Source organism: Dyella lipolytica (assembly GCF_030160075.1).
GTDB lineage: Bacteria > Pseudomonadota > Gammaproteobacteria > Xanthomonadales > Rhodanobacteraceae > Dyella_B > Dyella_B lipolytica.
In genome coordinates this window covers 229,462-250,794 of sequence record NZ_BSNQ01000005.1, presented here as the reverse complement: position 1 = coordinate 250,794, position 21,333 = coordinate 229,462, and the positions used below count along the sequence as shown (strand labels likewise).

15 protein-coding genes are annotated in these 21,333 nt (G+C 61.5%); 8 read left to right on the top strand and 7 right to left on the bottom strand.

What is annotated here, in order from left to right; genetic code table 11:
* The 3 genes from QQL64_RS12870 to gltB form a co-directional block, all read right to left on the bottom strand.
* Positions 1–2,298 (bottom strand): TonB-dependent receptor plug domain-containing protein (locus tag QQL64_RS12870; protein ID WP_284400272.1); only part of this gene is annotated, 2,298 nt, incomplete at its 3' end.
* Positions 2,299–2,588: 290 nt separating this feature from the next.
* The gene (locus QQL64_RS12865; protein ID WP_284400271.1) at positions 2,589–4,028 is read right to left on the bottom strand and encodes an FAD-dependent oxidoreductase; all 1,440 of its coding nucleotides are present in this window, start codon (positions 4,026–4,028) and stop codon (positions 2,589–2,591) included.
* A complete protein-coding gene (gene gltB, locus QQL64_RS12860) occupies positions 4,025–8,461 on the bottom strand; it encodes a glutamate synthase large subunit (RefSeq protein ID WP_284400269.1) in 4,437 nt (1,478 codons plus the stop codon). The genes QQL64_RS12865 and gltB overlap by 4 nt, the downstream gene beginning before the upstream one ends.
* Positions 8,462–8,730: 269 nt before the next feature.
* On the opposite strand from gltB, the gene QQL64_RS12855 reads away from it, so the two are divergent.
* Positions 8,731–9,915, top strand: a complete 1,185-nt coding sequence (locus QQL64_RS12855) for a murein hydrolase activator EnvC family protein (protein ID WP_284400266.1) — start codon at positions 8,731–8,733, stop codon at positions 9,913–9,915.
* A 125-nt stretch (positions 9,916–10,040) separates the two neighbouring features.
* Entirely contained in the window at positions 10,041–11,399 is a 1,359-nt protein-coding gene (locus QQL64_RS12850; protein WP_284400263.1) for a S41 family peptidase, read from the top strand.
* Positions 11,400–11,632: 233 nt separating this feature from the next.
* Here QQL64_RS12850 and QQL64_RS12845 read toward each other — a convergent pair whose 3' ends face one another.
* Positions 11,633–13,861 (bottom strand): TonB-dependent receptor, encoded by a 2,229-nt coding sequence (locus QQL64_RS12845; RefSeq protein ID WP_284400260.1) that lies wholly within the window; start codon positions 13,859–13,861, stop codon positions 11,633–11,635.
* Positions 13,862–14,071: 210 nt separating this feature from the next.
* Between QQL64_RS12845 and msrA the strand changes: the two genes are divergently transcribed.
* The 3 genes from msrA (at position 14,072) to QQL64_RS12830 (ending at position 16,171) form a co-directional block, all read left to right on the top strand.
* Positions 14,072–14,581, top strand: coding sequence for a peptide-methionine (S)-S-oxide reductase MsrA (gene msrA / locus QQL64_RS12840; protein ID WP_284400257.1), 510 nt, complete (start codon positions 14,072–14,074; stop codon positions 14,579–14,581).
* 84 nt (positions 14,582–14,665) lie between these two features.
* Entirely contained in the window at positions 14,666–15,349 is a 684-nt protein-coding gene (locus QQL64_RS12835; protein WP_284400255.1) for a hypothetical protein, read from the top strand.
* Positions 15,350–15,424: 75 nt separating this feature from the next.
* A complete protein-coding gene (locus QQL64_RS12830) occupies positions 15,425–16,171 on the top strand; it encodes a pteridine reductase (protein ID WP_284400253.1) in 747 nt (248 codons plus the stop codon).
* Positions 16,172–16,197: 26 nt separating this feature from the next.
* Here the strand turns inward: QQL64_RS12830 and folK are convergent, their stop codons facing one another.
* The 3 genes from folK to tsaD are packed head-to-tail and all read right to left on the bottom strand — an operon-like array spanning position 16,198 to position 18,138.
* Positions 16,198–16,680 (bottom strand): 2-amino-4-hydroxy-6-hydroxymethyldihydropteridine diphosphokinase, encoded by a 483-nt coding sequence (folK, locus tag QQL64_RS12825; protein WP_284400248.1) that lies wholly within the window; start codon positions 16,678–16,680, stop codon positions 16,198–16,200.
* A gap of 16 nt (positions 16,681–16,696) precedes the next feature.
* A complete protein-coding gene (gene folB, locus QQL64_RS12820; protein WP_284400246.1) occupies positions 16,697–17,053 on the bottom strand; it encodes a dihydroneopterin aldolase in 357 nt (118 codons plus the stop codon).
* Positions 17,054–17,085: 32 nt separating this feature from the next.
* The gene (gene tsaD / locus QQL64_RS12815) at positions 17,086–18,138 is read right to left on the bottom strand and encodes a tRNA (adenosine(37)-N6)-threonylcarbamoyltransferase complex transferase subunit TsaD (RefSeq protein WP_284400245.1); all 1,053 of its coding nucleotides are present in this window, start codon (positions 18,136–18,138) and stop codon (positions 17,086–17,088) included.
* Between the two features lie 195 nt (positions 18,139–18,333).
* On the opposite strand from tsaD, the gene rpsU reads away from it, so the two are divergent.
* From rpsU to dnaG, 3 genes are all read left to right on the top strand, one after another.
* The gene (gene rpsU, locus QQL64_RS12810; RefSeq protein ID WP_115477777.1) at positions 18,334–18,549 is read left to right on the top strand and encodes a 30S ribosomal protein S21; all 216 of its coding nucleotides are present in this window, start codon (positions 18,334–18,336) and stop codon (positions 18,547–18,549) included.
* A gap of 165 nt (positions 18,550–18,714) precedes the next feature.
* On the top strand, positions 18,715–19,161 hold the full coding sequence (locus tag QQL64_RS12805) for a GatB/YqeY domain-containing protein (protein WP_284400243.1): 447 nt from the start codon (positions 18,715–18,717) through the stop codon (positions 19,159–19,161).
* A gap of 391 nt (positions 19,162–19,552) precedes the next feature.
* Positions 19,553–21,289, top strand: a complete 1,737-nt coding sequence (gene dnaG / locus QQL64_RS12800) for a DNA primase (RefSeq protein ID WP_284400240.1) — start codon at positions 19,553–19,555, stop codon at positions 21,287–21,289.
* Positions 21,290–21,333 lie beyond the last annotated feature (44 nt).

Here is a 21,333-nt window from a genome sequence, read left to right as displayed (position 1 = left end):
TTCACTGATGTAGTGGATGTTGTTGGAGAAGTCGAAGTGGGCTTGCAGATCCAAGTCGACGCCGGTGGTCTTCAGCGAGTTGGCGTTGATGTACTCGCCAATGACTTCCGCCGGACGGGCCTGGTTACCTGCGTAGATGCCGGTATCCGGAACATCCGGCACCACGATAACGCCCGGAGCCTGCGGCGTGCCCGCGTAGTAGGCTGCCAGTGCCGACGAGGTATCGGCCTGAACGATAACGTTGGTCTTCTTGATGTTGTAGTAGTCGAGCGAGGCATTCAACCAGCTGGTCGGCTGCACCACCACACCAAACGTGAAGTTCGTCGCCTTCTCCGGCTTGATGTTCGGATTGGCTTGGGTGAATTCAGCCAGCGCGTACGGAAGGTTGTACGCGGCGCTGTGGTTCGCCTGGAACGACGTCGGCGTCTGGTAGGTTACGAAGCCCTGCGAAGCGCTCGAACCGTTTTCTGCGAACGACGGTGCACGGAAGCCCTTCGAATAGGTGCCACGCACAGCCACCCAGTCAAGCGGCTTCCACTTGAAACCGAGCTTCGGCGAGAAGTTGTTGCCCACGTCGCTGTAATGGTCGAAGCGACCGGACGCGTCGAGTTCCAACGACTCGAGCAGCGGCATGTCGAATTCGCCGTACACACCGGTAACGTCGCGGCTACCCTTGGTGTGTGCGTTGCCCAGACCCTCGAATTCGAGCGTCGGCAGACCGGTCAGCGGGTTGATGGTCGCCGGGTTCAGCGTCGGGTCGTCCTGCGCTTCGTGACGCACCTGCGCACCGAGGGCCACGCCCATCGGGCCGCCGGCCAGATCCCACAGCTCGCGGTTGGCGGAGAAGTCCAGGGTATCCAGATCCGACGTCGAGGTCTTGTCGTAGCCCGGAGCGATCGACTGACGGACAGCACCCGTGTTGGCGCTCGGATTGACGAAGTTGTACGTGTTGTTGTTGATCGCGTTGATCAGACCCGAGTACGTGATGAAGCCGTACTGCGTCGTGTTCAACCAGGTGTGGTTGATCACACCGGTAACGTCGTAGTTCCAGTCACCAACCACACCGGCCACGTCGCCGACGATGCGGGCCGCGTGGTTGTTGTAGTTGAAGCCCGAAGGAATGTCACCGAAGTTGTAGCTGATCGGTGCAGCCACGCCGAACGGGTTCGACGGATTGGTCGCCGGCAACGTGATGTTGTTGGTGTTGATCGGCGTGCTGGTCTGGATGCTGTTACCGGAAAGAGTCGGCGCTTCCAACTTCGACTGATTGAAGCTAGCCGACAGATAGGCCTTCGTCGTGTCGTTGATCTTGATGGTGATGCGGCTGTAAATACCGCCCTGTTCCATCGCGGGCTGAATCTGACCGTTGTAGTTAACAGCGTCGTAGCGGCACCAGCTGCCTTGACCAGGCACCGTCACCAGCGGACCGGTGGTGCAAGCCTGCAGCGGCTGCCACAGACCCGTCGTCGGGTTCTGAATCGCACCGTTCGGACCGGCAAGACGACCCGGCGCACCAGCCAGACCCGAGCCACCGATCGAGCTCAGATCACCGGTGTTGAGCGGGAACTGACGCTGATTCGCCAAGATGTCGTTGTCTTTCTGGTACTGCACGCTGAAGTAGCCGTTGTAATGATCGGTATCCAGATCACCGCCACCGGCGAGCAGCGTAGCCTTGCGGGTGAAACCACCACCATGCTGCGAGGTACCGACATCGGCGGTCGCTTCGACGCCCTTGAAGCCAGGCTTCATGATGATGTTGACCACGCCGGCAATGGCGTCGGCGCCGTAGATGGACGATGCGCCATCTTTCAGCACTTCGATGCGCTCGACAGCAGCCAGCGGGATGGTGTTCAAGTCGACGAACGAGCGCTCGCCGTCGTCCGACACGGCGTAGCTTGCAACGCGGTGGCCATCGATCAGCACCAGCGTGGAGTTAACGGTCAGGCCGCGCAAAGCGACGCCCGACGCACCGGCCGCAAAGCCGTTGCTGAAAGCGTTCGGGATCGAACCGCTGTTGTCGGCCGACACGGCGCGCACAACGTCAGAAATCGTGGTGAAACCACTGCGTGCAATCTGCTGGGCCGTGATCACGGTCACCGGCGAGGGTGTTTCCGTATCAACGCGCGGCAGGGCGGAACCCGTCACGGTGATGGTCTGCAGCTGTTTGGTGTTGCTCTGGTTCGAGGCCGGCTGGGTCTGGTCTTGTGCAGCAGCAGGGGCGCTCTGTGCAAAAGCCGTTCCAGCAATAGGGGCCAGCAATAAACCCGCCAACGAAAGCGCAAGCTTGTTACGTGTCATTTGGGAATACCCTCCAAGGTACAACTGATTGTGATTAGCCCAACTAGCTGTTGAGTGTGGTGTAAAGGAGTTGGGCGTGTGGGGACACCGCCGAAGTCTTCCACACCCAAGAGCCCTCACACAAGTCCTTAACATCACGTAATTTATTACGCCTGGAACTTGTAAAGGTTTGGTTACACATCGCATCGCTATGTGACTGTTTTTTATTATTTTAAAACGAAAACGCCAGCAACGTTATGTTACTGGCGTATTACCAAATCGTAATTTATTACGTGATATGTGATTACTGCTTAACGCTCAACTGAGACCGCTTTCTCCGATTTTCGCGTCAGCGCGCTCGCGATACTGGCGCCAGCCTCGCGCCCGTCATAGACGGCGCGCACTACCAGATCAGCCCCGCGTACGTTGTCGCCGCCGGCGAAAATGCGCGGATGGCTGGTTTGTTGCGGCAGCATGCCGTTCGCACCCGTTACAACTTTTCCTGACGGTGACAGCGCAACGCCGTGCGCCGCCAACCAATGCGGTGGACTTGGCAGAAAACCGAAGGACTGGATCACAACATCCGCTACGAGGTCGGATTCGCTGCCTGGGATGTTCTGCGGTTTTGGACGTCCATCGCCCGTATCGACCAGACGGGTTTCAACCACGCGCACGCCGCGCACTTCGCCGTGTCCGTTATCTAGAATGGCGATTGGTTGCCGATGAAACAGAAATGTCACGCCTTCTTCACGGCTGTAGTTCACCTCGCGCGCCGAGCCGGGCATGCTCGCTTCGTCGCGACGATAAACGCAGGTGACCGATGCGGCGCCCAGACGGATCGCGGTGCGATTGCAATCCATGCCGGTGTCGCCGCCGCCGAGTACCACGACATGCTTGTCGCGGAAGTCGAACACCGTCGCAGGTTCGTCGCGCATCAAGCGTTCGGTGTTGGCAATCAGGAACGGCAAGGCGTCATGCACACCTTGCAGTTCGCGCCCAGGCAGTTGGCCATCGACATAGGTGTATGCGCCGGTGCCGACGAAGACCGCGTCGTATTCATCCAGCAGTGCGCCGAATTCCACATCGCGCCCGACTTCCTTGCCAAGCAGGAAACGCACGCCCATGCCTTCGAGCACCTCGCGCCGTGTACGCACGACGCCTTTGTCGAGCTTGAACGGCGGAATGCCGAATGTAAGCAAGCCACCGATTTCGCGTTGGCCATCGTAGACATCGGCGGCTACACCTGCGCGGCGCAATTGGTCCGCACAGGCCAAGCCCGCGGGACCGGCACCAATCACCGCCACGCGATGACCCGTTTCACGCACATGGGAAAGATCCGGACGCCAGCCCTGTCGCAAAGCTTCGTCGGTCACCCATCGCTCGATGCTGCCAATAGTCACCGAACCGAAGGCAGTCTGTTCCAGCGTGCACGCGCCTTCGCATAGTCGATCCTGCGGACACACGCGACCGCAGATTTCCGGCAGCGGGTTGGTCTCGTGCATCAACGTGGCCGCTTCGAGAATGCGACCCTGCTGCACCAGCTTGAGCCAGTTGGGAATGTAGTTGTGGACCGGACAGGCGTGTTCGCAATACGGATTGCCACAATCGATGCATCGCTCGGCTTGCGCCGACGCCTGCGGCGAAGCGAAGTCGCCGCCGATTTCGCCATAACCCAGCACGCGCACCGCCACGGGGACGGTGCGCGGCGGCTGTCGAGGGAGATCGAGGAACTGGAAAAGCTTGGCGCTCATGCCGCCCTCCGCAGTTCTTCGGCCAGCACGGCAAGGCTTGCGGCTTTCGGTTTCACCAACCAGAACTTGTATTGCAGACCGCGGAAGTCGCGCAGGATCTGCCGGCCCCAATCGCTGCCGGTCAGTTCGACGTGACGGGTCACCAGTTTCCGCAGGTGCTGCATGTAGTTTTCCATCCCCTCGGGTGAGATACGCAGAATGTCGACCAGCTCGTGGTTGTAGCAGTCGACGAAATCGCGTTCGAGATCGAGCACGTAGGCAAAACCGCCCGTCATGCCCGCGCCGAAATTGAGGCCGACCTTGCCGAGCACGGCGACAACACCACCGGTCATGTATTCACAGCAGTGATCGCCGGCGCCTTCGACAACAGCAAATGCACCGGAATTGCGCACGGCAAAGCGCTCGCCTGCGCGGCCGGCGGCATACAGCTCACCGTCGGTGGCGCCGTAGAGGCAGGTGTTGCCGATGATGGCAGCATCCTGGCTGGCATACGGTGCATCGGCGGGCGGACGCACCACGATGCGACCGCCAGCCATACCCTTGCCGACGCCATCGTTCGCTTCGCCGATCAACTCGATGTGTACGCCGCCGGCATTCCACGCGCCCAGGCTTTGTCCTGCTGCGCCTTCCAGTTTCAAGGTGATCGGATGTGCATCCATGCCGTGATCGCCATGACGACGTGCGACGTCGCCAGACAGTCGTGCGCCGATGGCGCGATCGATGTTGGCGATGCGATAAGCGAAGCTTCCGCCAGTCTTGCCCTCTACCGCCGCAGCGGTATCGATAGCAATACGCGAGGCGAGCTCGGCTTCATCACGCATCGGGTTGCGCGCCAGCGTGCAGGCGAAGTCGCTGCTCGCGCTCAGCCCGGTGCCGTCGATCAGCGGCGTGAGGTCGAGTTTGTGCTGCACCGGTGTAGAGCCTTCGAGCTGTTCCAGCAGATCGGTACGGCCCACGATCTCACCCAAGGTGCGCACACCCAATCGCGCCAGATGCGCACGCACATCTTCGGCGACGAAGTTGAAGTAGTTCATCACCATCTCGGGCAAGCCGATGAAGTGATCTTTGCGTAACACCGGGTGTTGCGTGGCAACGCCGGTCGCACAGTTGTTCAAGTGACAGATGCGCAGGTACTTGCAACCTAGCGCCACCATCGGTCCGGTGCCGAAGCCGAAGCTTTCCGCGCCGAGCAAGGCGGCCTTGATGACATCGAGACCGGTCTTCAAGCCGCCATCGGTCTGCAGGCGCACACGACCGCGCAGATCATTGCGACGCAAGGTTTGCTGCGTTTCCGCCAAACCCAGTTCCCACGGCGTGCCGGCGTATTTGATCGAGGTCAGCGGACTGGCGCCTGTGCCGCCGTCATGGCCGCTGACGGTAATCAAATCCGCACCTGCCTTCACCACGCCCGCCGCCACCGTGCCGACACCGGCATGCGAGACGAGCTTCACCGACACGAGCGCCTGCGGATTCACTTCCTTCAGATCGTGAATCAGTTCGGCCAAGTCTTCGATGGAATAGATATCGTGATGCGGTGGTGGCGAGATCAGGCCGATACCCGGTTTGGCGTAACGCAACCGCGCGATGGTGGCGTCCACTTTATGTCCGGGCAGCTGACCGCCTTCGCCCGGCTTGGCACCCTGCGCGATCTTGATCTGCAGCACTTCGGCGTTGACGAGATACGCCGGCGTGACGCCGAAGCGTCCCGATGCTACTTGCTTGATCTTCGACTGGCGTTCGGTGCCGTAGCGCGCGGGATCTTCGCCGCCTTCGCCGGAATTGCTGCGCGCGCCGAGGCGGTTCATGGCGATCGCCAATGCTTCATGCGCTTCCGGCGAAAGTGCACCCAACGACATGCCGGCGGAATCGAAACGCTTGAGGATCGATTGAGCGGATTCCACCTCTTCCAACGGAATAGGTGGACTGGCGGGCTTCAGGCCGAGCAGATCGCGCAACGCAGACGAAGGACGATGGTCGACGAAATCGGCATAGACGCGATAGTCGGCTGGATGTCCGGTACGCACGGCTTTTTGTAGGCTGCCGATCACATCGGGGTTGTACATGTGGTACTCGCCGCCATGCACATACTTATAGAGGCCGCCCGCGCGCAGCGGCAGCGCTTCGTTCCACGCTTCGGCGGCGAGCAGTCGTTGCTCGTGTTCCAGCTCGGCAAAGCCTGCGCCGCCGATGCGCGAAGGTGTGCCGGGGAAACACAGTTCCACCACGTCCGGCGCCAGCCCGACGATTTCGAACAGCTGCGCGCCGCGATAGCCCGCAACCGTGGAAATGCCCATCTTCGACAAGATCTTGAGCAGCCCCTTGCGGATGCCGCGGCGATAACTACGCCCGATTTCCTGTCGATCGCCTTCGATATGTCCTTCGCGGCCGAGTTCGAACAGGCTTTGATACGCGAGCCACGGATAGATCGCGGTGGCGCCGAAACCGATCAGACAGGCGAACTGATGCGGATCGCGCGGCGTCGCGGTCTCCACGACGATGTTGCACTGGCAGCGCAAGCCTTCGTCGATCAGATGCGCATGCACCGCACCGGTGGCGAGCAAGGAATGGATCGGCAACTTGTCGCGCTGCGGGTAACGGTCGCTGAGAAACACCAGCGCACACCCATCGCGTACCGTTTGAGCGACTTTGCGACACAAACGATGCAACGCCGCCTCTAGCCCTTCTTCCGGCGCATACATCAGATCGAAGCGCGGCGCGGCGCCGTACTGCGGCATGGCCAGCAGCTGGCGCAATTTGCGCTGCGAAAGAATCGGCGAGTTGATCAGGATCTGCTTCGCATTCTCCGGCTTGAGGTCGAACACGTTGCCTTCCGGACCGATCTGCGTGACCAGCGACATCACCAGCTTTTCGCGCAACGGATCGATCGGGGGGTTGGTCACCTGCGCGAAGCCCTGACGGAAGCGGTCGAACAAGGGACGCACCTGGCGCGACATCGCGGCCATAGGCGTGTCATCGCCCATCGAGCCGGTGGCTTCGGCTTCCAACTCCGCGATCACTTTGAGCACGGTTTCACGCTCTTCGCGGGAGAGGCCGTATAACTTCTGATAGCAGCGCAATTCGTCAGCAGGCAACGGCTCTGCCGCCAACGACGGATCGATCAGATCCGACTCGAGATAGCTCACACCTGCGCGCAGCCAATCGCGATACGGCGCACGCTTGCGGTTGATCTCGTCGATATCGGCATCACGCAGCAAACGATGCGTGGCGAAATCCACTGCGATCATTTCACCTGGCGCGAGGCGGCCCTTGGCAATGACCTTCGCACTGGGCACATCCCACAAACCTGCTTCGGAAGCGACGATCAGATGATTGTCGTCGGACAAGGCCCAGCGCGCGGGACGCAGGCCGTTGCGGTCGAGCGTACAGGCGGCATAACGACCGTCGCACATCACCAGTCCGGCCGGGCCGTCCCATGGTTCGCTGTGCAGCGCGTAATACTCGTAGAACGCGGCGAGATCTTCGTCGATGCCTTCGCGTGCGGCGAAGGCCGGCGGCACCAGCACGCGCATGCCTGCCAAGAGATCCAGGCCACCGGCCAGCAGCAGTTCCAGCGCGTTGTCGAGACTTTCGGAATCCGAACCGGCCTGGCGCACGAACGGGCCGATATCGCCCAACTCCACCAACGGCGAACGCCAGATCTCCGCGCGCGTCTGCATCCATCGGCGATTGGCGCGGATAGTGTTGATCTCGCCGTTATGCGCCAGCAGACGAAACGGCTGCGCTAGACGCCATTGCGGCGTGGTGTTGGTGGAGAAGCGCTGGTGAAACACCATCGCATCGGCGACCAGGGCCGGATGGCGCAGATCATCGAATACATCGCGCAGGCGACCCGGTGCAGCCATCGCTTTGTAGCCGATGACTTGTGCCGACAACGAAACCACATAGAACTGCGGATCGTCGGTCAATACGTCCTCGGCGCGACGGCGCGCACGGAACAGCGCGCGCTCGAAGCTGCCATCGTCCATGTTTGCGGAAGCGTTGACGAAGATCTGTCGCACCTGAGGGCGTGCGGCGGCGGCCAGCGGTCCGCAGGCTTCGGCATTGACGGCGACATCGCGCCAGCCTGCGACACGCAGACCTTCCTCGGCGAGATGGCGCTCCAGCACCTTGATCGACTCATCGCCCGAGCCGTCGAGAAATACCAGGCCGGCGGCGAATCGCTCGCCCAAGGCGATGCCCGCCTCTACCGCCAGCGCGCGCAACCATGATTGGGGGTGGTGGATAAGCACGCCGCAGCCGTCGCCGCTGACACCGTCCGCATTCACGCCGCCGCGATGGGAAAGTTTAGCCAGTGCCTCGAACGCCGTATCGACCACCCATGTGCTGGCACGACCGTCGATCTGGGCAACCAGACCGAAGCCGCAGCTGTCGTGTTCAAAACTGGCGTCGTACAAACGCGGCACAACCGGCATGACTAACACCTCTTCGCTTTCTCCAGCTCGCAGGGGCGCAAAAAGCTCGCCGCCGGCAGGCAGCAAGCAAATGCGATAAGGCTTGCAACCCGACTTTACGCACAACTTGTGCGCCGCGTCAAAGCCGGCTAGACGTCCAAATGAAAAAGCGTTGTCGTCTGTTACAGCACGCGCTAACAGACCAATTTCGAGTCGAGGGCTGTGAGGGCGCGCCAGGACGCCATTCAGCCCTTCTCGCCGGATGAGTCCAGCTCGGACATAATCCGCGCATGCCGACATATTCCCGCACCCTCCGACTGCTCGTATCCCTCCTAATTGCCTGCGCGATCGCGTCCGCCTATGCGGCCCAGGACGCCAAGAGCGAAGCTGAGCAGGCTCAGACGCGGCAACAACTCGCCGATCTGCGCGCCAAGATGCAGGCGCTGGCCAAAGAGCAGGCCGATACCGCCGCCCGCCGCGATAGCGTGAACGCCACGCTAGCCAAGCAATCGGACGCCGTAGCCGGAGCCGCCAAAGCCGTACGCGACACCGATGCCCAGATCGCCGCCAAGCAACAGCAGCTGGATCAGTTACAAACGCAACGAACGGCGCTCAATCAGAACCTCAACAGTCAGCGTGCGGCGATTGCCGATCTGTTGCGCGCGACGTATGCCGTCGGCCAAGGTTCGGATCTGCGCTTGTTGTTGGGCGACGAAGACATCGCACGCATCGCCCGCTCTCTCGCCTACTCCAAATATTTCCAGCAAGACCGCTTGCAGAAAGTGCAGCAGCTGATGACCGAACTGACCAAGCTGCAGGATCTGGAAACCCAGATCACCGCCGAGCAGCAGGCCCTGCAGGCCACCCGTGCGCAACGCCTGCAGCAGGCCGATGCGCTGGAACAGCAACGCAAGGAGCAGCAGAGGCTAGCCAGCCAGATCGACACGCAATACAAGAATGAGGCGCAGCGGCTGGCCGGCATGAAGCAGAACGAGCAGTCGTTGGACGATCTCTTGCTCAAACTACAGAAGGCCATCGACGAGGCGGCTCGCGAAGCAGCGCGCAGGGCGCGGCCCAACCCGGCGCTACCGGGCGTCGAGCCCGGCAAGGTCCTGGCCAATATCCGCGGCAACCTGCCTTGGCCGGCCGCTGGCGCCGTACACAATTTCGGCAACGGCGTGCTGATCGCCGCCCCTCGCGGCAGCGAAGTCCATGCGGTGGCGCGCGGACGGGTGGTCTACGCCCACTTCCTGCGCGGCTATGGTCAGTTGATCATCCTCAACCACGGCAACGGCTGGCTGAGCATGTACGGCAACAACGAGTCCCTGCTGCATGGGGTCGGCGATGACGTGGCGGCCGGCGAGGGGCTTGGCACCGCCGGACTCACAACCAGCGACAGCACCGGCGTCTATTTCGAGCTGCGCCACGACGGTAAGCCGGTCGACCCCCGTGGGTGGTTGAGCCAGAAGCGTTGACGTCCGTATAACCGGAAGGCGGGCAACGTCTACGCAACCCTGATCGGCGTATTCTTTAGATCTGAATTCCGACGGCGCAAAGCGGTCTCAACCGCGTTGTCATATCCTTTTCTGTGGAGTTTCCCATGCGTCTTTTCCGCCCATGCCTGCTCGCCCTGCTGCTGGCGACGCCCTTGCTGCATGCGCAGGCAGCGCCCGATGCTCAGGCCGACACCGCGGCTCCGGCGAAGGCTTCCAGCAGCGCCGCACCGGTAGATCAGGTCAATATGGACGATGTGCGCAACTTTGCGCACGTCTACCAGATCATCCGCCAGGCCTATGTGGAAAAGGTCGACAACAAGACCCTGATGAACGATGCGATCAAGGGCATGCTTGCCGGCCTGGATCCACATAGCGCCTACCTCGACAAGGAAGGCCTGCAGGAACTCGATGAGGACACCACCGGCCAGTACGGCGGTCTAGGCATCGAAGTGATGGAAGACAATGGCCTGCTGCGCATCGTCTCGCCAATCGACGACACCCCGGCCTCGCGCGCCGGTATCAAGCCGGGTGACGTGATCACGGCGATCAACGGTAAAACGATCACCGCGGACAACATCGACAGTATGTTCGACGCCCTGCGCGGCGACCCGGGCACCAAGGTCACGCTGGGTATCCTGCATGAAAAGGCCGACCAGCCGGTCTCCCTGACCATGACCCGCGAACGCATCTCGATGACCAGCGTAAAGACGCGCGAACTGGAACCCGGCTATGCCTATATCCGCATCAGCCAGTTCCAGGACGACACCGCCGGCGACCTCGAAAAGAAACTGGGTGCACTGCTGCAGAAAAACGGTCCGCAAAAAGGCGCCATCCTCGATCTGCGCTCCAACCCAGGCGGTCTGCTGACGGCGGCGGTAGCGGTCAGCGACGACTTCCTGGATTCGGGCACGATCGTCACGACGCGTGGCCGCCTGCCCGACTCCAACCTCACCTTCACGGCGCATCCAGGCGATCTGCTCAACGGTGCACCGATGGTGCTGCTGACCGATAACGGCACCGCTTCGGCCGCCGAGATCGTTTCCGGCGCACTCAAGGACAACCATCGCGCCCTCATCGTCGGCCGCCGCACTTTCGGCAAGGGCGTGGTGCAAACCGTACTGCCGCTCGATGCGGAGCACGCCGTAAAACTCACCACGGCCCGTTATTACACGCCCAATGGCACGTCGATTCAGGCCGAAGGCATCAAGCCGGATATCGCCCTGGGCGATCTGACCGTCGCCAAGGTGGACAGCGCGGCCGAACCGATCAGTTCCGAAGCGGATCTGCCGCACCATCTGGCCAATGAAGCCTCCGCCAAGGGTGACGACAACATCAACAATGATGGCAGCGCCGAGAACGAAAAACTGGCGACCACCGACTATGCGTTGTCGCAGGCCTTGAACATTCTTAAAGGACTGGCATTACGCCACGATGCTAGTTCGCCCTCGGCAACAGCGCACTGATCGAACGAAGCGGCCATTTAGTAACGTTGCCCTTCGCGTTCGCCTCCTCTCCCCTTTGGGACGCGGGGAGGGGCCATGGATGGCCCCGTTCTGAGGAGCGAGGAAGAGGATTGAAGTGAGGGGTCAATCTTGCGGCACTGCTTCATCGGAGCACGCTTCGACTAAACACTGCTGCGAGGTTGCCCCCTCATCCCAACCTTCTCCCCAAAGGGGAGAAGGGGTTATCCCCGCGATCAAAAATCCTTTTGCAGCGACAGATACATCCCGCGACGCGGCCCGAATTGTGGCGCGCCGACACCGATGCCGGTACCGCTGCGCAACTCATACGTACGATCCAGCGCATTGATCAGCGCCAGCTGCGTATGCAGCTTGCCGAAGCTGTCGAAGTTGAAGTCGTGCGACACGCTTAGATTGAGCTGGAAGTAGTAAGGCAGCGAGAGACCATTCGGCGTCAAACCTTCCTCGCGCAAGCCGCTGCCGAAGAGGTAATCGGCGCCCACCTTGGTGGTGTCGGTGATGGCGTAGCTGATGCCGCCCGAGGAAGTCTCTTTCTGATCGTGATCGAGATGAATGAAGTTGTCGGCGATGTAAATCAGCGCATCCGGATGGAAGTTGTACTGACTGGTGATTACATCCTTGCCCATCGCACGGCTATAGGCAAAGTTGAAGTACGCGGACACCGGCCCTTGGTTGTAAGTGACCGAGAGCTCATTGCCGCGCACGCGACCGTACTTGTAGTTAAAGGTGGAGTACACCAGTGCAGTGCCGAACTGGCCTAGATCCTGCAGACGGCTCGCGTCACGGTAATAGGAGTCCAGTCCAACGGTCCAGGCCGAGCCTATGTTCTGCGAAACACCGATGTCGTAGTAGTTGGACCGCTCCACCAGTGGTGTGTTGTTGCCGTAGTTCAAAACTGCGTTAGTGGTGTTGGCGAACAGCGCGATGGATTCGTTGGAAATAAGCTCCGTCTGCGGCGGCGTGAAATAACGCGAGTACCCGGCATGCACGGTGGTGCTGTCGGTGGCCTGCCAGACTGCGCCCACGCGCGGGCTTAGCTGGCTCTCCTCGCGAAACGCCTGGTAACGGTCGCCGCGCAAGCCATAGTTCAAGGTCAAGTTGTCGGTGATATTCCACTCGTCCTGAACATACGCAGCCCACGTTTTAGCCGTGATCTTCTCGCTCGTGAAGATATTGAAAGGCACGGTGCTGGCCTGGCTACCATCCGGATTGGCGGGAAACACCAGCGAATTGGTGTTGGTATAGGCCCGATCGAATTCACCGTAGACACCGTAGCGCAACGTGTGGTCGCCGCCCCACGGCGTCGCGAAATCCGCCTGCAAGGTAGACGCGTGATCGCCCTGATTGATCTGCCCCGCCACGCCGTTGAACATCAGATCGCCTATGTCGTCGGGGTAGTACTGCAGACCACTGAAACGCTGGCCCACCGAAACCTGGTAATTGGTATTGCCGAACTTGCCTTGCAGCGCCAGCGAGCCGAAGCGAGTCTGCTCGTTCTGAAGTTCGTTGAGATTGGCGGAATTGAAATTGACGGTGTCCAGATAGCCGAACGCCGGCGTCTGATTCGGATTGTTCGGAATCTGGAAGCGGTTGTTGGTCATGCCGAAGATGAAGCTCAACCGCGTGTTGTTGTCGATCAGGTACGACACGTCGCCGAACGCCTTCACCTGATTGGTGTGATCGTGAATCGGATCTTTGCTCGAGGTCGGATTTTCGATGCCGACATTGTTCTCGAGGTAGTTGGCGGTGAAGAAGTAACTCCAATTCCCGCTACTACCCCAGATCGACGCATAGGGATTCAAGGTTCCGAACGATCCGCCTGTAATACCCACGCTGCCGCCGTTGCCGAGTTCCGCGCCGCTCTTGGTGGTGATGTCCACCACGGCCGCCGTACGCTCTCCGTACTGTGCCGGCAAGGCGCCATCGAGCAGCTTGATCGTCTGGATCGTGCGCGGATCCAGGGTCTGGCCGAAGCCGGAGATCGACTCGGGAATCATCACGCCATTGATGCGGTACTGCAGATTGGCGTGGTCGCCGCGCACATGCAGCTGACCGTAGGAATCCTGCACCACGCCCGGCGCCTGCAGCAGCACCTGGTTCAGTGGCGTGGCGTCGCCCAGGGGCAACGCCTGGATATTCTGCGCGGTGATGACGTACTGGCTGCTGCCGGTGTCCGGCGACAGCGCATTGCGTGCCTGGTCCAGCGCGGCGGACACGTTCACCGCGCCAAGCTGCTTGACCTTGGACGGGCCGCGATTGCGCGAACCATCGTTATTCGTTGTGGTGTCGTCCGTATCGCCATCGGCAGGCTGCTGGGCCGTCGCACTTGATGAAGCGGTCGCAGGCAATGTGCCGGACGTGTTTGCCACGGTCGCGGCAGTGGCATAACTGCTGGCGGCGTACAACGCGAGGCTCAGGCCAAGGGCGAGCGGAGATAATTTCATGCTGGGGTTCCGGCGGGCGTTGATCGGGATAACAAGGTCGATATGTTATAACATTTCCATTACGACCGTACCCCGTCCCAGAAGTCATGCCCGGCTATCCGCCGACGGATGCCTAGATTCCTTGTAGCTGCCCCCATGTAGTGTCCAGGCACCTTGCATCGCATGTCGGCCTGAAAACGCACAACGGTCACTTATGGGAAGGACACATACATGACGACGAAAACCGAAACGGCCATCCTGGCAGGCGGCTGCTTCTGGGGCATGCAGGATTTGCTGCGACGTTACGCGGGAGTGCTGTCCACACGCGTGGGCTACTCCGGCGGTGATGTAGCCAACGCCACGTATCGCAACCATGGCACGCATGCCGAAGCGATCGAGATCGTGTTCGATCCGAGCCAGATCAGCTACCGCCAGATTCTCGAGTTCTTTTTCCAGATCCACGACCCGACGACGAAGAACCGCCAGGGCAACGATGTGGGCATGAGCTACCGCTCGGCCATCTTCTTTCTCGACGACCGGCAGAAACAGACCGCTGAAGACGCTGTGGCCGACGCCGATGCATCGGGGCTCTGGCCCGGCAAGGTGGTCACTGAGATCGCCCCCGCGGGTCCGTTCTGGCAAGCCGAGCCGGAACATCAGGATTATCTGGAACGTTACCCCGATGGCTACACCTGCCATTTCATTCGCCCGGATTGGAAACTGCCAAGGCGAGGGCAATGACGCTGCCGGCCGATTCATGCCGCCCTCATCAGCGCTCCGCGGTGCCGGACTATGATCCCTGAACGTTCTTCCATGGAGCGCGGCATGACCGAGCCCAACCAGATCAAAGCCGGTGGCAATCTTCCGGCCGTCATCATCCAGGACGATGCGAGCAACCGGGTCACCCGGGCGATTCTGGATTTCGTCAGCCAGATCCCCGATAGCAAGATCCACAGCAGCAAAGATCCGGAGGCGGAAGCACGCCGGTTGACCGGGCGAGCGGCGAAACGCGCCGCCATCACGGCGGGTTCGCTGGCGCTGCCGCCGGGGCCGCTCGGCTGGATCACCATTCTGCCGGAGCTGATTTCAATCTGGAAAATCCAGGCGCAGCTAGTCAGCGACATCGCCGCTGCCTACGGCAAGCACGCCGAACTGGGCCGCGAGCAGATGCTGTGGTGTCTGTTCCGTCACACCTCGGCACAGGCATTTCGCGACCTGGTGGTGCGGCTGGGCGATCGCCTGATCTTCCGGCGTCTTTCCTATGGCCTGATCGAGCGCATCGCCAAGCAGATCGGCGTGAAGGTCACACAGCGCGCGTTGGGCGAAGGCCTTTCGCGCTGGATGCCGCTGATCGGTGCCGTCGGTGTCGGCGGCTATGCCTACTACGACACGCGACAGGTTGCCGCCACCACCATTGCCATGCTGAAGAGCGAGATCGGCATCGACGATGAAGACGAAACTCCCACCGCCGCGGCATCGCAAGAAGTGCAGGCCACGCGCAATCCTTGAAAGTGCTTGGGATGACGCAGCGCAAAGTTTGCGTCAAGCTGCGCGCCGTCGCCGTTATCGTGCAGGAGCCGTCGCATGAGTTCGTCCAACCCGCGTCCGGTCGTACTGATTACTGGCGGCGCCAGGCGTGTTGGCGCAGTGATAGCGCGCGCATTGCACGCTGCCGATTACGATCTCGCGCTACATTGCCATCGCTCGATCACTGAAGCGGATGCGCTCGCTGCCGAACTCGCTGCGCAACGCGCAAACAGCGCACTGGTTCTGCAGACCGATCTCGCCGACATGCAGGCCCTGCCGCGGCTCGTCGAGGCCACACTGGCACGCTATGGAAGGCTCGATGCGCTGATAAACAATGCGTCCGCGTTCTACCCCACGACGCTGGAGACGGCCACGGTGGCGCAGTGGAACGAACTATTCGCTTCCAACGCACAAGCGCCGTTCTTTCTGACTCAGGCCGCGTTACCTGCGTTGCGCGCGGCGCGCGGCGCCATTGTCAATCTGATCGATATCTATGCGGAACGCGCACTGGCCAACCACCCGATCTACGTGATGGCCAAAGCCGCGTTGGCTGCGATGACGCGAACGCTGGCGCTGGATCTTGGCCCGGAAGTGCGCGTCAACGGTGTCGCACCCGGCGCGGTGATGTGGCCCAGCGACGGCAAGCCCTACGACGATCAACAGGCGATGCTTGCACGCACGCCATTGCAGCGCGCCGGCACGCCCGACGATGTCGCTCACACGGTGCTATGGCTGCTGCGTGATGCGCCATTTGTGACGGGCCAGATCATTCGTGTCGACGGCGGGCGCAGCGTTGTGATTTAGCGATTCACGCGGCGAAACAAGGCTATCTACAACGCCTCAGTGACTAGCGGCTCGCGATCGACGGGAAACGCCGCCCACAACTCCGCCATCGTGCGCCCGCTCACGGGGTGCCTAAGCGTAGGGGCGATATCGACCATCGGCTTGAGCACGAAGGCGTGCTTCAGTTCTTTGCGCGGAATATCGAGATGCCCCGGTCCCTGGGTGACTAGATCGTCATAAAGCACGATATCCACGTCGAGTGTACGGTCGCTGTAACGCGGCACATCGCGGCGACGGCCGTTGCGGTCTTCCAGCGCATGCAGCCATTCGTTGAGTGCCGTCGGCGCAAGTTCGGTATCCAGACCCACGGCAAGATTGATGAAATCCGCGCCATTGAAACCGACCGCTGCACTTCGATACGCCGGCGATACATCGAGCGCTCCAAAACGCGCGCGCAATGCTTCCAGCGCCGCGCGCAGATAACGATGCGGTTCCTGATTGGAACCCAGGCTGAGATAAACGCGTGCCATCAACCGGAACCCGTGCTCAAGGCCGCTTGCCGCGCTCGATGCACACGCCTACGGCTTTCGCTCCGCGCACCGCACCCGGCTTGGACAGCTTCAGCCGCACCCACGCCACGCCGAATTCTTCGCGAATGATGCCCGCGCAGCGCTCGGCCAAGGTCTCCACCAATCCAAAACTGGATTCGCTCACATAGGTCATCAGGCGCTTCGATACGTCCTTGTAGTTGAGCGTGTGCGCGATGTCGTCGCTGGCAGCGGGCACGGTGTTGTCGAAGGCCATTTCGATGTCGAACGAAAGCGTCTGGCGCACGCGCCGTTCCCAATCGTAGATACCGATGACGGTGTCGATGCGGAGGTCTTCGATGAAAACGATATCCATGCGTGTAAGAGTCTGCGATGCGGGGGATGCGATCAAGCGGCAGGAGGCAGCGTTTGCAGATCCCAGCGCGGGAACACCTGCACCGATTCGTCCTGATGCTGACCATGAGCCAGCCGAATCGCACCGGCCAGCGCGATCATCGCACCGTTGTCAGTGCAGAAATCCAGGCGCGGGAAATAGGTCTTGAATCCATCCTTGACGCCGGCGGCTGCCAGCTCTTCGCGCAAGCGTCGATTGGCGCCGACACCGCCGGCGATGATCAGTCGTTTGTCGCCCGTCTCGGCCAGCGCGCGTCGACATTTGATCAGCAAGGTATCGACGATGGCTTCTTCGAAGGCGCGCGCGATATCGGCGCGCGTTCGTTCGCTCTGGTCCGACTGCTGCCACGCCAGCAACACCTGGGTCTTCAGGCCGGAGAAGCTGAAATCCAAGCCGGGACGATCGGTCATCGGACGAGAGAAGCGAAATACGCCAGGGCGTCCGCTGCTGGCCAGCGCCGCCAGCGCAGGGCCGCCCGGATAGGGCAGCCCCATCAGCTTGGCCGTTTTGTCGAACGCTTCGCCAGCTGCATCGTCCAGCGTGTCGCCCAGAATCCGGTAACGCCCGATGGCCTGCACTTCTACCAGCATCGAATGACCACCCGACACCAGCAATGCAACAAACGGTGGCTCGGGTGGATCGTCTTCCAGCAGTGGCGCCAGCAGATGCCCTTCCATGTGATGTACGCCGATCGCCGGCACACCCAGTGCCCAGGCCATCGCCCGGCCAGTGGCGGCACCCACCAGCAGCGCGCCGACCAAACCGGGGCCGGCGGTATAGGCCACGCCGCCCAGGTCGGCCGGGGTCAAACCGGCCTGAGACAAGGCCTCGTGCACCAGCGGCAGCAGTTTGCGCACATGGTCGCGACTGGCCAGCTCCGGCACCACGCCGCCGTAGTCGGCGTGCAGCTTGATCTGGGTATAAAGCGTGTGCGCCAGCAGCCCACGCCCCGGCGCCTGCGGCTCCCAGCGCAGCAAGGCCACGCCGGTTTCGTCGCAGGATGTTTCGATGCCGAGGATCGGGCGCGGGATGGTGGCTGGGGTCATGTGCTATAGGTGGGTAACGGGGCGCCCGGATCGCGCCGCGATTCAGCTTTAAATGGTATCGGCAAAACCCCCAACCCGCATGCAAGCGATGGGTCCAGGGCGATTCACCCTACCCCACTTTGAAATCATCACGCTCCTGCGGGTATACTTTGCGGCTCGCCCGGTTCTGCGGGCGGTTTACTATCCGGAGTTTCCATGCCTAGCGTAAAAGTTCGCGAGAACGAGCCATTCGAACTCGCCCTGCGTCGGTTCAAGCGCACCTGCGAGAAGGCCGGCGTGCTCGCCGAGACTCGCAAGCGCGAGTTCTACGAAAAGCCGACCCAGGAGCGCAAGCGCAAGCGCGCTGCCGCCGTAAAGCGTCATCTGCGCCGTCTGTCGCGCGACGTTTCGCGCAAGACCCGCCTGTACTGAGCGCTGTCCGCCACGGCGGACTCCGGTTCGGGCGCGCTCCGCGCTGAACCCGCCCATCGCCTGCAGTCGGCGCGTTTGCTCGCAGCCCCTGCCAGCTAGGCACTTGCACTGGCCGACGTTGCCCCGCAACGTCGGCTTTGTGCTTTCCGTAGGAGCATCCCCATCATGACTCTCAAGCAACAGCTCACCGAAGACATGAAAACCGCCATGCGCGGCGGCGACAAGCATCGCCTCGGTGTCGTTCGACTGATCCTCGCCGCCATCAAGCAGCGCGAGGTGGACGAGCGGATCGAACTGGACGATACGCAAACGCTCGCCGTGCTGGAAAAGATGCTCAAGCAGCGGAAGGATTCGGTCAGCCAGTACGCCGCCGCGGGTCGCGAAGACCTGGCTGATGTCGAGCGCGCCGAAATGGTGGTGATCGAAGCCTATCTGCCCGCCAAGCTCAGCGACGCCGAGGTCGAGGCACTGATCGACGCGGCCATCAGCGAAACCGGCGCCAACAGTGCGCGCGATATGGGCAAAGTGGTCGCCGCAGTAAAGACCAAAGCGGCAGGCCGTGCCGACATGGGCCAAGTCTCGGCTCGCATCAAAGCTCGCCTGGGCAGCTGACCTCCGCAGCGCCACGCCATAGCGTGGCGCTTTGATCCGTCGCCCTCAACGCATAGCAAGGCGACATGCGGTCGCGGCGGATTAAACCCGATTTCGCACCGGCGTCCGCTAGGGCCTGTTCGCACTATTCGCGTGGCCCGCGCCGGGAGCTGTTTGCGCGCCAGCCAAGGAAGAGCGAAGGAGTGTACGTCCGTACACGACTGAGCGATGACGCAGGATGGCGGGCAAACAGACCCGGCCCTTCGGGTTGCTGTTGAGTGGCCGTCATGCGGCAGCGCGCGGCTTGACTTGGCAGCCAGCCAAGCCTGCGCCACGCACTACCACCTGACGGCCACTCAACAGCAACGCGGGCTACGCGAATAGTGCGAACAGGCCCTAGACTAACTGGACTATGCGCGGCCGCATCCCGGACAACTTCATCGACGAACTGCTTACCCGCGTCGACATCGTCGACGTGATCGAGCGGCGCGTGCCGTTGAAGAAGGCTGGTCGCGAATGGACCGCCTGCTGTCCGTTCCACAATGAGCGTACGCCCTCGTTCTACGTCAGTCCGGCCAAGCAGTTCTTTCATTGCTTCGGTTGCAGTGCGCACGGCAGCGCGATCAAATTCTTGATGGATTACGAGCGGCTGGAATTTCCGGACGCGGTAGAAGAGCTGGCGCAATCGGTGGGTTTGAAGGTGCCTTACGAAGGCGCCCGCGATAACGCGCCACGCGAGGACAAGACCGATCTCTACGCCGTACTGGATGCCGCTGCGCGCTGGTACGAAGGCGAATTGCCCAAGAGCACGGACGCCAAAGCGTATTGCGACAAACGTGGACTGGACGCCGACACTATCGCGCGCTTCCGCATCGGCTGGGCGCCGGCGGGTTACGACGGGGTGATCCGCTCGCTGGGTACCAGCGAGCGCCGCATGCAACTGCTGACCGAGGCAGGCATGGTCGCCAGCAGCGAGCGCGGCAGCAAATACGATCGTTTCCGCGAACGGTTGATGTTCCCGATTATGGATCGGCGTGGGCGAGTCATCGCGTTCGGCGGACGGGTGCTGAGTTCGGAGCAATCCCCCAAATACCTCAACTCACCCGAAACGCCGCTATTCCATAAAGGCCGCGAATTATTCGCACTCTGGCAGGTGAAGCAAGCCAACAGCAATCTGCCGCGTATCGTGGTGGTAGAAGGCTACATGGATGTGATTGCGCTGCATCAGGCAGGTTTGCCGATTGCGGTCGCCACGCTGGGCACCGCGACCACGCCCGAGCACACTGAAGTTTTGTTCCGCGCTGCGCCTGACGTAGTGTTTTGCTTTGACGGCGACCGCGCGGGCCGCTCCGCCGCATGGAAGGCTTTGGAGTCTGCGTTACCGCGTCTGCGCGACGGACGTCAGGCCTATTTCCTGTTCCTGCCCGAAGGCGAAGACCCAGACACCCTGGTGCGCAAGGAAGGCAAGGAAGGATTCGAAAAGCGTCTGCGTGAAGCGACGCCTTTATCGGAATACTTTTTCGGTGAGCTCTCGCACGATGTCGACATGGCGAGTCTCGACGGCCGTGCACGTCTGGCCGAACGCGCACGCCCACTGATCGCGCGCCTGCCAGATGGCGCGTTTCGCGACTTGATGGCGCAGGAACTGGAGAAACGCAGCGGTGCACGCACCGTGTTGGAACCCGATCCTGCTACACGGCGCGCCGTGCAGCGACCTGTAGCGGTGCAACGCTCGCTGGTACGCAGCGCGATCGCTTTGTTGCTGGCGCAACCTGGACTCGCCGATCAGGTGGACAAGCCGTATGGCTTCCTGCGACTCGACAAACCCGGTGTCGAATTGCTCGCCGAACTGTTGGACATGGCTCGCGCCCGTCCCGGCATCAATCCCGCGATGCTGGTGGAACATTTCGCCGAGCGACCCGAATATCCCGCGTTGCAAAAGCTGATGGCTGCCACGGTAGTCGGCGAACCGGACATTCAGCGCATAGAATTCTTTGATGCATTGATTCGCATGGAGCAACAGGCCGTCACCCAGCGCCGAGACGCCTTGGTGGCAAAGAATCGCGAAGGCACGCTGGACAACGCCGAGAAGGCCGAACTGCGCGAACTACTGGCGGCACGCGCGCCAACACCATCAGCTGCGTCATGATCCGCCTACCCTTCAGCAGACAGCGCCGCGCCATGTCGACAACA